General features: G+C 46.4%; 11 protein-coding genes. 7 read left to right on the forward strand and 4 right to left on the reverse strand.

Going from position 1 to position 13,897, the window contains the following annotated elements; genetic code table 11:
* The first annotated feature begins 3 nt into the window (after positions 1–3).
* The 7 genes from ortA to rocF all read left to right on the forward strand — a co-directional run bounded on the left by ortA (position 4) and on the right by rocF (position 7,794).
* On the forward strand, positions 4–348 hold the full coding sequence (gene ortA, locus DESACI_RS08920) for a 2-amino-4-oxopentanoate thiolase subunit OrtA (protein WP_014826857.1): 345 nt from the start codon (positions 4–6) through the stop codon (positions 346–348).
* Entirely contained in the window at positions 341–1,753 is a 1,413-nt protein-coding gene (gene ortB, locus DESACI_RS08925) for a 2-amino-4-oxopentanoate thiolase subunit OrtB (protein ID WP_014826858.1), read from the forward strand. The genes ortA and ortB overlap by 8 nt, the downstream gene beginning before the upstream one ends.
* Positions 1,754–1,836: 83 nt before the next feature.
* A complete protein-coding gene (locus tag DESACI_RS08930) occupies positions 1,837–2,208 on the forward strand; it encodes an ornithine aminomutase subunit alpha (RefSeq protein WP_014826859.1) in 372 nt (123 codons plus the stop codon).
* Positions 2,201–4,411, forward strand: coding sequence for a D-ornithine 4,5-aminomutase subunit OraE (gene oraE, locus DESACI_RS08935; protein WP_014826860.1), 2,211 nt, complete (start codon positions 2,201–2,203; stop codon positions 4,409–4,411). Before DESACI_RS08930 ends, oraE begins: the two co-directional genes overlap by 8 nt.
* 2 nt (positions 4,412–4,413) lie before the next feature.
* Entirely contained in the window at positions 4,414–5,775 is a 1,362-nt protein-coding gene (locus tag DESACI_RS08940; protein WP_014826861.1) for a GlmL-related ornithine degradation protein, read from the forward strand.
* Between the two features lie 15 nt (positions 5,776–5,790).
* Positions 5,791–6,858 carry an alanine/ornithine racemase family PLP-dependent enzyme gene (locus DESACI_RS08945; protein WP_014826862.1) on the forward strand — a complete coding sequence of 356 codons (1,068 nt, stop codon included), beginning with the start codon at positions 5,791–5,793 and terminating at the stop codon, positions 6,856–6,858.
* A gap of 33 nt (positions 6,859–6,891) precedes the next feature.
* The gene (gene rocF / locus DESACI_RS08950) at positions 6,892–7,794 is read left to right on the forward strand and encodes an arginase (RefSeq protein ID WP_014826863.1); all 903 of its coding nucleotides are present in this window, start codon (positions 6,892–6,894) and stop codon (positions 7,792–7,794) included.
* A gap of 208 nt (positions 7,795–8,002) precedes the next feature.
* On the opposite strand, the gene DESACI_RS08955 is transcribed toward rocF, so the two are convergent.
* The 4 genes from DESACI_RS08955 to DESACI_RS08970 form a co-directional block, all read right to left on the reverse strand.
* The gene (locus DESACI_RS08955; protein WP_014826864.1) at positions 8,003–9,577 is read right to left on the reverse strand and encodes an APC family permease; all 1,575 of its coding nucleotides are present in this window, start codon (positions 9,575–9,577) and stop codon (positions 8,003–8,005) included.
* 620 nt (positions 9,578–10,197) lie between these two features.
* Positions 10,198–11,283, reverse strand: a complete 1,086-nt coding sequence (gene nadA, locus DESACI_RS08960; RefSeq protein WP_014826865.1) for a quinolinate synthase NadA — start codon at positions 11,281–11,283, stop codon at positions 10,198–10,200.
* 83 nt (positions 11,284–11,366) lie between these two features.
* Complete coding sequence (nadC, locus tag DESACI_RS08965) at positions 11,367–12,233, reverse strand: carboxylating nicotinate-nucleotide diphosphorylase (RefSeq protein WP_014826866.1); 867 nt, start codon at positions 12,231–12,233, stop codon at positions 11,367–11,369.
* Entirely contained in the window at positions 12,211–13,779 is a 1,569-nt protein-coding gene (locus DESACI_RS08970; RefSeq protein ID WP_014826867.1) for an L-aspartate oxidase, read from the reverse strand. Before DESACI_RS08970 ends, nadC begins: the two co-directional genes overlap by 23 nt.
* Between the last annotated feature and the right edge of the window lie 118 nt (positions 13,780–13,897).

Below are 13,897 nucleotides of genomic sequence, written 5' to 3' on the forward strand. Positions count from 1 at the left end.
CAAATGAGTAAGGAGAAGGAAAGCATTATTGAAGAAAGTGCAGTAAGCGGAGACTGGGTAGAAATTTGGAAGGTAATTTTGGAACCTGGCGAACGGGCTTCCCAAGTTCCGGAGGATACCCAGAAGGTTCCCTTGGAGATGCGTATGCGGGGTTTTTTAGTCAATGAGCGAGCGAACTTGGGGGAGAGTGTCTCTATTCGCACCCGTATTGGGCGTTTGGTGGAAGGGAAATTGGTTTCGCTTCATCCTCGCTATAACCATACATTTGGAGAACCGCAAAAAGAGCTTTTGGCTATCGGGCAAGAATTAAGGACTTTGCTAAAGAAAGAGGGGGATGGCGATGAGTAAACCATTAGCCCAATCTTACGAGGCAGTCATGGCCCGTAAGGGAGAAATCATGCGTAAAGCTATCGGGATTGATTACTCCTTATTTGAATTTGGCAAACTGGGATTTGATTATGAGGCAATGATGGGATCGGTGGCTTATTCTCTGGAGGAGACAGCTCGAATCCAACGAGCAGCAGGGGTAGGAAACACGCCTTTGTTAGAACTTCGGAATCTAACAGCTTTGGCTCGTGAAGTGGCTCCTCCGGGGAAAGGGGCACGAATTTTTATTAAAGACGAAGCAGCTAATCCCTCGGGCAGTTTTAAAGCGCGCCGCGCAGCCTTGTCGGTTTATGAAGCGGAACGACGTGGGTATCCGGGTGTGATTGCCGCAACCTCCGGAAATTATGGGGCCGCTGTTGCTTCTCAGGCCGCTATGAGGGGTATTCCTTGTCTGATTGTTCAGGAAGTCTTTGATTCTCGCGGACAGGGACAACCGGAAATTATTGAGAAGAGTCGAGTGTGTGAGGCTTACGGAGCGGAAGTTCTTCAGTTATCCGTTGGGCCGGAACTCTTTTATGTTTTTTTGCAGCTCTTGGAAGAAACGGGGTTTTTTAATGCTTCACTCTATACACCCTTTGGAATTGCCGGAGTAGAAACCTTGGGATATGAACTCGTGGAACAAACATGCCGGTTAACCGGTCAAGTTCCCGATGCCGTAGTGGTTACTCATGCCGGCGGAGGGAATGTTACCGGGACGGCACGGGGACTGCGAAAAGCCGGTTGTTCGGCTCAGGTCATCGGAGCGAGTATTGACCTCAAAGGGTTGCATATGGCCAGTGACCGGGATTTTAATCGTAAATCCTTTACCACCGGGCATACTGGTTTTGGCTTGCCTTTTGCAATTTGTCCCGATCGTTCGGATGTTCCTCGCAATGCTGCCCGCCCCCTCCGTTATCTGGATCGTTATGTCACGGTGACTCAGGGTGAAGCGTTCTATATCACGGAGGCCTTGGCCCAGTTAGAAGGGCTGGAACGAGGACCGGCCGGAAACACCTCCTTGGCAGCCGCTTTTGCTTTGGCTCAGGAACTGAGAAAAGATCAGGTCATTGTTGTTCAAGAAACCGAGTATACCGGAGCGGGTAAACATCCCCAAGCTCAGTTGACCTTTGCCAGGGAAAACGGTATCGAAGTGCGGCGTGGTGATCCGCATGACAGTGTTCCGGGAAAAAATATCATTATTCCAGTCCATCCGGCTCAGATTCAGGTAAAAGACTTGGAGTTGGATCATATTCGACAGAGCTATCTGAAAAATGTCGTGGGAGAAACCCCTTATGCCAGCCTAACAGAGCAGGACAAAGAATACTTGGCCTTGGAAACACGCTGGAATCAAGCCCGAATCGAAGAGGTACTCCATCATTTCGGATAATACTCGATGTCGAAGGTTTAGATAGTAAAAGTAATAGAGTTAGCGATGGTGATATTGATATTGATTTTGAAGGGGTGTTAGATATGCAGCGTAAGGACGATTACGAAGTGCGGCGGGCACATCTGGCGGAACTTAGTGAGAAAGAACTGGAAGAACGTTTTTGGCTATTAACTAATCAGATCGTAGACCCTCTGCTCGAATTAGCACGGACTCATACGTCACCCTCCATTGAGCGATCTGTGCTCTTACGGATGGGTTTGGATAGTCTTACAGCAAAAGGGGTCGTGGAAAAAGCGTTATTGAATGGAGTTCTGGAACACGGAGCCGGGCATTGTGTCTGGCGCTATGCGGAAAGAGAAGGTTTGGAACTTCTTCAAGCAGCGGAAAAGTTAGCACGGGGAGAGGGTTGGGAGACAATCAAAGATTTCTTCGGAGAGGTGAAGCATAATGCCTGATTGTTCACTGGATCAGCATAAGAAGCTTAATATTGAACAAATTCTGGGGAATCTGGAAAGTTATCGACCAAGACGAAAGGGGTGGATCTGGCGCAAGTCGGTTCCTCAGCAGAAGTTAGGACCGTTTACGTACTCTCAGACCTCTCAGGGGCTAAAAGCCAGTCAGCCTCTTCCTGCGGCGGGTTTCTTTGGCGGAATTGATCCTCAACCGGAATGTACCATTACGTCAGAGATTGCTTCCGGGCGTTTTGAGGACGACTTAAGGCGGATGAGGATGGCTGCATATCATGGTGCAGATCACATTATGGTGATTCGAACCGCTGGACAAAGCCATTATGACGGTTTGCTTGAAGGGACACCGGAAGGAATTGGGGGAGTCCCGATTAGCCGCAAACAACTGCGGGCAACCCGCAAAGCATTAGATTTGATCGAAGATGAAGTGGGTCGGGAGATTAATTTGCATTCTTATGTAAGTGGTGTCGCAGGGCCGGAGGTTGCCGTTCTTTTAGCTGAGGAAGGGGTTAATGGTGCACACCAAGACCCTCAATATAATGTCCTCTATCGGAATATTAATGCTGTTCGCTCGTTTGTTGATGCCGCCGAAGCTAAAAAGGTCATGAACTGGGCTGAAATTGCGCAAATCGACGGGGCACATAATGCAAACGCTACAGCCCGTGAAGCTTGGAAGGTGATGCCGGAACTACTGGTTCAGCACGCTATAAACTGTGCCTATTCTATCAAAGTGGGGATGCCTAAAGATCGTATTTGCCTTTCAACCGTTCCCCCAACAGCACCACCTGCACCGGCGCTGCGTTTGGATTTGCCCTACGCTGTGGCTTTACGGGAATTGTTTGCCGGCTTTCGGATGCGGGCGCAAATGAATACCAAATATATGGAATCTGATACACGGGAAGTGACTGTCACTCATACCCTGAATGTTCTGCTTTCCCGCCTCACTTCCGCGGATATTCAAAGTACCATCACTCCGGATGAAGGGCGTAATGTTCCCTGGCACTATAACACGGTGAATGGCCTAAACACGGCCAAGCAGGCATTGGTGGGGTTAGACGGCTTGCAGGAAATGGTCGGGATTAAACGGGAGGGGATCTTAGGAGACCGGGTGCGTGAACTGAAGGAACGAGCCGTTTTGTTTCTCGAAGAAATCCTGGAGACAGGCGGTTATTTCGAAGCGGTTCAACAAGGGTTCTTCGTGGATTCGGGGTTTTATCCGGAACGGAATGGTGACGGAATCGTCAGAGATATTAAAGGGGGAGTGGGAACAGAGGTTTTACCTCGAGCTCGTGATTATTTTGCTCCGGTTTGCGGACACTTTGGCGATAATCACAGACCGGAAGGGGTAGAGACTATATGTGACAAGATCGGCGGCTGCACTCTTTGTGTGCCGGAAAAAATTCAATGGATTGATGAACTTGATGAAGAGGACAATGTCAATAAGCGTCTGGAGAAAAGCCGTCCTTACCGTCAGGAAACGTTAACCCCTGAAGTCCAATGGGCAGGGGATGGCGTTATCAGTATGACCTTGTTTTTGCCGACGGATATTCGGACAGCTCATTTTGCGGCCTTAGAGATCGCTAAACAAATGGGGTGGAAGGAAACTGAGGTTATTCATAAACAAGTCATGCACCCTGCGGAGGGAACGGTTTTAGAAGTCAAGGGTAAAATAGGAGTTACGATTAATCCCTTGACACTTAAAATACCGGAAGCAGAGGAGCGGCTCAGCGCAGAGCTTATTCGCCAGAAAGTTCAGGAGAGGCCAATGCTGGGGGTGGCCGCCACTGTCGGGGACGATGAACATTCGGTGGGGTTGAGGGAAATTCTGGATATCAAACACGGCGGATTAGAAGGGTTTGGAATGAAGTTTCATTACCTAGGAACCTCCGTTCCAATCGCCAAAGTAGTGGATGCTGCCCTAGAGACAGGCGCTAAAGTTATTTTGATTAGCACGATTATTACTCATGGAGATATGCATCGTCTTAATATGCAAAAATTACATGATTTGTGTGTTGAACGTGGAGTTCGCGACCGCTTGATTCTTGTAGGAGGAGGGACGCAAGTTACCAATGAATTAGCCAGGGAATGGGGAATGGATGCCGGGTTTGGAAGGGGAACCAAAGGGATTGATGTGGCCAGCTTTCTGGTTAAGTATCGGGAGGAGCATTTCCCGGTCAAAGTGAGGGATTAGCCATGAGAAAGGTACTGGTGGCTGAAATCGGCAGCACGACAACCGTGGTAAATGCCTTCGATGGTTTGGACACGACTAACCCGCGCTTGCTTGGGCAAGGTCTTTCCCCTACCACCGTGCTTGATGGAGATGTAGGGATTGGGTTGAGGCGGGCCGTTGCCGATCTTGAAAAAACGACCGGACCGGTGGGTTCGCTGAGGGACGTTCCTTTTTATGCAACGAGTTCGGCAGCCGGTGGACTGAAAATGACGGTTCATGGTCTTGTGCCCGATATGACGGCTCGTGCTGCACGGGAAGCTGCCTTGGGAGCAGGGGCGGTGGTCCGCTATCAAACTGCCGGAGAGCTGACAGAGGAAGATTGGGAAGAAATTCTCCAAATCCGCCCCAATATTATGCTCCTAGCCGGCGGGGTGGATCATGGCGATCGGCGAGTTGTTCTTGAAAATGCAAACAAACTAGCATCTTGGTTTAGTCAAACCACTTGGCGAATTCCCATAATTTATGCCGGAAATATTGCTGTCGCAGCGAGTGTGCAAAAAATTCTTGCTCAAGCAAATCTGGATGTTAGAGTTGTACCTAATGTTTACCCGAAGATTGACCAACTGAACATTGAACCGACAAGGCGCGCTATTCAGGAAGTCTTTGAACAACATATTACCGAGGCTCCGGGGATGCAAGGAATCAGGAAGATTGTCAATGGCAGGATCATGCCAACGCCCGGTGCCGTAATGCAAGCGGCTCAACTGTTTTACGGTGAAATGGGAGACGTCTTAGTGTTTGATGTCGGAGGAGCAACGACGGATGTTCATTCGATTACTTTGGGGGCAGAGGAAAATCAAAAAATAGCCCTTGGGCCGGAACCTTTAGCAAAACGAACGGTGGAAGGGGATCTTGGAGTCTATGTCAATGCTCAAAGTATCGTCGAGCTTACAGGGAAGGAAAAAATATCGGAGCATCACGGTCGGGATTGGGCTAACTATTTAAAACCAGTTCCGAGAACTCCGGAAGAGGTGGCTCTAAGCTCGGAATTGACCACTGAGGCGATAAGGATCGCTCTTTTGAGACATAGTGGCAGGTATCGCCACTACTATGGAACAAATGGCAGAGTTACACGTGTTGATGGACGTGATCTAACGCGAATTCGTTGGATCGTAGGAACGGGTGGGGCACTTACACGTTTACCGAACGGGTTGGGAATGATAAGGCAAAGTTATCAACAGGCGGGGGACGCTTTGCTTCCAAGAGAAGAAGTGGCCCTGATGCTGGATACAGATTATATTATGGCATCTTTGGGAGTGCTGACGACAACGTATCGCCAAGGATCCTGGCTGCTTTTGCGCAAATCACTTGAGATAGAAAATTAGAGGGAGGAAAACGGCATGAGCTTACCCGAAATAGTGATTAACCTTACTAAGATTACCAAGAATGTTGATGTATTAAAGCGGATTGCTGATCCTTATCAAGTTGAAGTGGTTGGCGTAACCAAAGTATTTTCAGGTGAATCCAAAATTGCTGCAGCAATGTTAGCGGGAGGAATAAGGATGTTGGCAGATTCTCGGTTAGAAAATCTTGCGCATTTAAAAAAGGCCTTTCCGGACACTCCTTTGATGCTTTTACGTTTGCCGGGGCTTTCTCAGGTTGATGAGACCGTTATATTGGCTGAAGTAAGTTTAAATTCAAATTGGGAAGTCTTGCAGGCTCTTTCTCAAGCGGCTTTAAGATACCACAAAACACATCGGGTGATTCTCATGGTGGAGATGGGGGATTTGCGAGAGGGAATATGGCCCGAGGAATTATCTCAATTGGTTTCTCAAGTACTCCGCCTAAAGGGTTTAATATTGGAAGGATTGGGAGTTAATTTAGCTTGCTATGGCGGCGTGATTCCCACGCCCGAAAATTTAGGACAACTTGTTGAGCTGGCCGAAGGAGTAGAAAAAGAATTTGGAATTTCTCTACCGGTTATCTCCGGAGGGAATTCTGCGTCATTATCGCTTCTTCAGAGCGGCAAGGTCCCTGCTCGAATTAATCAACTGCGAATCGGTGAAGGAATTGTTCTAGGTTGCGAGACCGTTAACCGACAACCTCTGCCCGGTGCCTTTTCTGATGCCTTTATTTTAAGGGCTGAGATTTTGGAAAGTTATGATAAACCAACCGTTCCGTTAGGTTCAATTGGTCAGGACGCTTTTGGAGAAATTCCCAAGTTCACTGATGAAGGATGGAGAAAACGAGGGATCATCGCTTTAGGACGACAGGATGTTCCGACTGAGGGCTTAATATTGCGGGATGAACGACTTAGGATTTTTGGGGCGAGTTCGGATCATCTGATCGTGGATGTCACAGGTGCCCCGGAATTATCGGTAGGCTCGGTGGTTGAATTTAATCTGAATTATAGGGGATTGCTGGGGGCCATGACTTCTCCGTTTGTCCATAAGCGTTATATTAATTAATTTACCAAGAAGATTGAGCGAGGGGGAACCTAAGTGAACGGACGGGTCATTCGAATTATCGGGGTGCCCATTGATCTTGGAGCAGATCGGCGTGGAGTAGATATGGGGCCAAGTGCTATGCGCTATGCCGGGTTGAACGCAGAGTTGCTGCGGCTGGGATGGAAGGTCGAGGATCTTGGCAATTTGGAGGTTCCGATTCCTGAGACACGTGAAATTAATAATAAACTGCTAAAGTATTTAGAGGAAATTGCCAAGGTTAACGAGCAGCTTCATCTCAAAGTTGCCGAGGTAATCAAAGAGGGGGGAGTTCCTTTGATCCTCGGCGGTGATCATAGTTTAGGGATCGGTTCTTTAGCAGGACTGGCCTTAAGTGGCCGGCGGTTTGGCTTGATTTGGTTTGATACTCACGGAGATTATAACTCCTCTGTAACGACGAACAGCGGTAATATTCACGGAATGCCTCTGGCCGTAGCTAATGGCATCGGGGCGAAAGAGTTAACTTCGATTGGGGGGGAGCAGAAGAAAATACGAGAAGAAAATACAGTAATCATTGGCGCACGAGATATGGACCCTGAAGAGCGGGAAATGCTGCGTCGCTCTAAGATTACCGTCTTCACGATGAACGATATAGACCAGCGAGGAATGAAAGAGGTTGTCCATGAAGCAATTCGCAGGGCGTCTCTGGAAACAGATGGAATCCATGTGAGTTTTGATTTGGATGTTATTGACCCCTTAGAAGCACCAGGTGTAGGGACACCTGTTGCCGGAGGAATAACTTATCGTGAAGCACATTTAGCAATGGAATTGATTGCTGAAACCGGCCTGCTTATAAGCATGGATATGGTGGAAGTAAATCCTATTTTAGATTATAAGAACAAGACGGCAGAGTTAGCGGTTGGGTTAATTTGTTCTGCGTTTGGAAAACGTATTTATTAGAAAACAATTATTTGGTGCGAATTTTAGGCTGAACTAAAGTATAAATTATAATGGGTCCCGCATCACTTCAGTCAGCGATGCGGGACCCATTATTGACTTATCCCATTTCTATAAGCGGGGGGTCTTTGTAAACTTATGGTGGGGTAGAGTCCCCATCTAAAGTCCCGATGTTCAGCTTTAGCTGAACGAGTTCACTGCTATTGAAACTTTAATACTCTCCGTCAGCAATTTTTCGGCTGGTTTCAATAATTTCCTCCGTGCGATAACCTGAGCGTGTAGCCCAAAAAAAGGCAAGCAGACTAAAGACTGCAAAAAGGATGGTGTCGTATGGCGCGGGAATGAGATTCAGACCACCAAAGGATTTACTGCCAATATAGGAAAAGACGATAATGAATATGAGGTAGACAGCAAACCATAGACCTGCCTGCAAATGTCTGGATCGAAAATTACCTTTAAGATAATAATAGAAGTAAATGACAAGACCAACGACGACTGCTCCTAAAGCATATCCGGTATTGGGCCAGCCGGTCCAATAGACGATTAGACCTGCTACTATAAAGGCGAGCGGAGAGAGAATGGTCAAACCAGGGAGTTTCGTTGGTCGTTCGAGTTCTGGAGCAGTTCGACGTAATACACTGGCAGACACCGGTCCCAAAAGGTAACTGATAACTCCTGTAACAGAGACAAAGGCAATAATCTTATTCCAAGAGGAAAATGGCAGGAGAGTCAAAATGCCAATAATTAGGTTGAAGATTAAGGCATGGGATGGAATTCTCCATTTGGGATGAATGTGGAGAAAGGTTTTGGGGAGGTACCCGTTCTCCGCCATGGCTAGAATTCCACGGGCGGTTGATGCCGTATACACTAAGCCGGTGCCCCCTGGAGAAATCATGGCATCCGCTTGTAAAATGATAGCCAGCCAGCCCAAGTTAACGGCGGCAGCGAGTTGAGCAAATGGGGCGTCAAGACTTAAGGAAGACCAGCCTTTATTCAACATGGTGGGTGTTAGCCCTCCAATAAAGGCAATTTGCAGAAGAACATAAATACCGACACAGATAAGAACGGCTAAAACAACAGAAAGAGGCACATCCCGTTTAGGATTCCGCGCTTCACCGGCCAATTCAACACCTTGGCGAAAGCCCTGCAAGGAAAAGATGATACCTGAGCTGCCGACGGCCATTAACGTTGCAGAAAATCCGTTCGGAAAAAATCCTCCATGAGAGACGAAGTTGCTGGGATGCATGCCGAAGGTCATAATTAAAATGGCAGTACCCACGGGTATCACGAATTTGATCCAGGTAATGCTTGTGTTGATTTTAGCAAAGAGTTTAACACCAAAGTAGTTAATTACAAAAAATAAGGCGGTTAAAAGTATAGAAACCACTAGTCCGCTCATCGTAAGCAGCCCAGTTTTGTCATTAAAAAAGATATGGAAATAATTGTTGGCATATTGAGTAATGGCTTCGGCTTCAGCAGGAGGAGTAGCTACCCAGCTAAGCCAGCCTCCCCAGCCAATGATAAAGCTGACTAAGCTTCCATGGGAATACTGGGGATAGCGAACGCTGCCTCCGGCCTCCGGCAACATGCCGGCTAACTCGGCATAGACTAAGGCTACAAGGATGATGGCGATACCTCCTATAAGCCAGGAAAGAATGGCAGACGGACCAGCTACTGAAGAAGCAGCCTGAGAGGCTAAAAGCCAGCCGGAGCCAATGATGCCGCCAACCCCAATAAACGTTAAATCCAAGAGGGATAAATCTCGTTTAAGACCTAATTGCTTCATATTTCTAAACATCCTCCTCAATCTTAAATTTGCAAGACCTCATCCGGAAAAAAGGGATTAGCGACCTATTGTGATATGTATAACATAGAGTCAAGGTCTATTTAAAGACCGAACATATTGAGGAATTATCATCTCCTTTATACGCATAGTTGCAGCCATAGATTTTTGAAAATAATGAACAGTAATACGATAGGCCACACTATTATAGCACCATGCAAGAAAAGTTCCAAATTTCTGAAAATTCCCCACATAACTTATATGCTTCATAATTAACGTATCGAGAGAATTTTGCGTTAGTGATCCTTACAACGGCAGAGGCGTTTGAGGGGTTACTCTAATGGTTAAGTGCAAGCTAAGTTAGGTCTCACACAAAGGGCAGGATAAAAAAATACCCTATGGGCACCTAAATGTAGTTTACCTTAAAGTGAAGGCAAAAAAATTTGCTGCCAATAAAGTATATTTAAGATAGTAATGCCTCTTAAAAAGCAAAAACCTTTGCATCTCTCCATTGGGTTGAAAATATTTTTGCGGTCGAATGAAAGATCTCTGGCACTACCCTCATCCACAGTCAAAGCACTGAGTGTTCCTTGATCCTTGATGAGGAGAGGGTAGCAGGGCTCTTAAACAAGAGCTAGCATCCTGTTTAAGGCTAAAATTGCATCGGCCGTTATCTTAGGATCAACGCTAATTTGGTTAACAACGTTGCCTTGATTAAGACTTTCCAATGCTGCTAGTAGATGAGGTTGACTAATTCGGCTCATTGAAATGCACAAGCAAGTATTTTCATTAAGACTGATAACCTTTTTGTCAGGATTTTCTAGAGCTAAGCGATGGACCAAATTAATTTCCGTTCCAACCGCCCAGATACTGCCTTTCTGAGCAGCCGTGATCTGCCGAATGATAAAGTCTGTAGAACCACTGAGATCTGACTTCTCAACGACATCATGACTGCATTCCGGATGGACGACAACCGTAATTCCCGGATATTTTTTGCGAACTTCATCCACATGGTGGGCCTTAAACTTCTGGTGTACACCACAGTACCCATCCCAAAGAATTAATTTCGGAGCTTGCTGGGGAAGTTCGACGTCTTCTGAATGGTCTCGGGACCAGAGTAAGATATCCTGATTTCGAAGTCCCAATGTAAGACCGGTATTTCGGCCAAGATGTTCATCAGGTAGAAACAGAATACTCTTTTTCTCATCAAGTAGCTTACTAAAGATTTTCGTAACATTAGAAGAAGTGCAGGTCATTCCGCCATTACAACCGCAAAACGCTTTAACTTCCGCACTGGAATTAACGTACGTGACTGGAATAATTTCTTGGGAATACTTAGCTAAGAGGCGATTCCAACACTCTTCCACGTCATCAATATCTGCCATCTCCGCCATTGAGCAGCCGGCATTGAGATCCGGTAAAATAACCTTTTGATCCGGGGAGGTGAGCATATCTGCAGTTTCTGCCATAAAGTGAACACCACAGAAAACGATATACTCAGCCTCTTTTTCTTGGGCAGCTATTTGTGCCAGCTTTAAAGAATCCCCTCGATAATCGGTGAATCGGATAACCTCGTCACGTTGGTAGTGATGTCCCAGAATAATCATCTTTGAGCCCAGATTGGCCTTGATGGCGCGGATACGTTCTTCTCGATCCCTTTCACTCATTAGAATATATTCATCAGGTATTGGTTGTTGATTTTTGTACATTTTTTCTCCTCACTAACTTTTGATGAATGAGTTAAAACGTTTAGCATTTAATGCTGCGTTTGATACTTCGGTATTAATTCCGATTAAATATTTAACTTTAATTGATCAAGAATCGATGACTCGATAAGATTTAGACTCAGATCCAGAGCTCGTACAGAATGGGTTAACCAACCCAAAGAAACTAAATCTACCCCTGTCTCTGCTACCTGGACTACGTTTTCTAAGTTTATCCCACCTGACGCTTCAGCGAGGACTTTCTTATTAATGAGTCGTACAGCTTCTCTCATTTGATTCAAGGACATGTTATCTAACATGATAATATCGATCGGGACACTAAGCGCCTCCTCGACTTGTGCCAAAGTTTCAGTTTCAACTTCAACTTTAACCATGTGACCGATTTTTTCCCGTACTAAACTAACCGCCTCGGTGATCCCTCCGGCTGCTGCAATATGATTATCTTTAATGAGTATAGCGTCAAAAAGCCCGAAACGGTGATTATACCCGCCTCCCATGCGTACAGCATACTTTTCCAGACCTCTTAAGCCAGGGGTCGTCTTTCGCGTATCAACGAGGCGACATGGAAAATCCTTGATACTCTCTACGGCCTTTTTTGTCCCGGTCGCAATGCCAGAAAGGCGCTGCATGAAATTAAGTGCGACTCTTTCTCCCCCTAACAGAGTACGGGTTCTTCCCTCAATCACCGCCACCACTTGCCCTGAAGAGACCTTCTCGCCATCCACAATTTTTGCTTGGAAACTCACTGTATCATCAAGTAACTTGAACGCATAGTTTGCGACATCCATGCCTGCGATAATTCCGGCTTCTTTAGCTGTAATCTCGGCCACCGAGCAATGATTTTCAGAAATAATTGCCTCTGTTGTCAGATCTTGAAACCCCAGATCCTCTTTGAGAGCCTCGTTAACGATATTATGAAAGTATAGAGGATTCATACGGAACACCTCCCAAGCTCAAATGTTTTGCCTTCCAGGCCGCATCAACCTCCGGATAATCCACTCGATAATGACTTCCTCTGCTCTCCAAACGTTTAAGAGCTGACGATGTAATAAATTTCGCAACGAGGATCATATTCCGAAGTTCATCTTCATTTGGGCTAACGTTTTCTTCCAGTTGACAGAGTGTTTGATAAGCTTTTGTCATCCCATGTTCGTTCCGGATAATCCCTACGGAAGACCACATCAGCTTTTGCAGCGTGTTAACTCGTGGATCATTTAAATCTAAAGGTTTCATCACTTGGGGAGCTGAAACCTCTTTTAATATGCCTTGATCCGTAATATCTAAGGTGCTTGAGGTGGGTTCTTTGGGGGATGGGGATTCCGTAAGGGTTTGAGCCACTCGTTGGCCAAAAACCAATCCTTCTAAGAGAGAATTACTTGCTAACCGATTCGCACCGTGGACACCTGTGTTTGCGCACTCGCCACAAGCATATAAACCTATGATATTCGTCCGGCCATAACTGTCCGTCCTAATTCCCCCCATTAAGAAATGAGCCGCCGGTGTTACGGGAATCAGATCCTTTCTCGGATCAAGACTCAGAGATTGAACTTTGGCATAGATATTCGGAAAACGTTGTTCAAAATGATCACCTAATGCCGAAGTATCCAGATATACCTGATGTCCCTTTTTCTGTTCCGAAACTATTGCGCGTGTTACAACATCCCGGGGAGCTAAATCAGACTGCGGATGATAGTTTAGCATAAACCGCTCACCCTCTTCAGTGACCAGGACTGCGCCCTCGCCCCTAACCGCTTCGGAAATGAGAAACAGTGGTTTCTCCTCCGTATCTAAAGCTGTAGGATGAAATTGAACGAATTCGAGATCGCTTAGGACAGCCCCTGCCTTCCAGGCCAGAGCCAAGCCATCTCCTGTGCTAAGAGGGGAATTAGTCGTTCTCCCATAGATCTCACCGATTCCTCCCGTAGCAAGGACAACATTTCGCGCAAGAATCCGTTGAACACCTTTTGAGTTTCTCACAAGTGCTCCGTGACAGTGACCTTCCCCAACCAGAAGAACTTCAGCTCGGGTTTCTGCTAAAAAATGTACCTTTTGTTCTTGAGCCTTGCGAAATAGAGCTTCCCAGATTGCGGCCCCGGTATCATCCCCACGATGAATCACGCGAGCCAGTCTATGAGCACCTTCTCTTCCTAAAGCAAGTTCACCCGAATTTGTTCGATCAAAGCTTGTCCCAAGCTCAATTAAACGGTCAATAACCTTAGGAGCCTCTTCTGTCAAGATTTCAACAATCTTTTCCTCGCAAATGCCAACACCTGCTGTTAAGGTATCCTGTGTATGCGCTTCAGGAGAGTCATTTTTTCCTACTGCTGCGGCAATCCCCCCTTGAGCCAAGGTTGAATTACAAAGATCAGGCTGATCTTTCGAGATGACGATAACTTCTCCATAAGGCGATGCACCCACCGCTGTCGACAGACCTGCAATCCCGCTGCCTATAATTAATAAATCTGTCTTAATGGTTTTCATTTTTAACCCAGCTCTCTTTTAGAATATAACTTGTTTTACCATTATGACAATACATTTGTCAAGACACCTGTATTGACAAAAGCTTCCTTCCATAAAGACAGGTACGTGTGCTGGGAAA

This window comes from Desulfosporosinus acidiphilus SJ4 (genome assembly GCF_000255115.2).
Taxonomy (GTDB): domain Bacteria; phylum Bacillota; class Desulfitobacteriia; order Desulfitobacteriales; family Desulfitobacteriaceae; genus Desulfosporosinus; species Desulfosporosinus acidiphilus.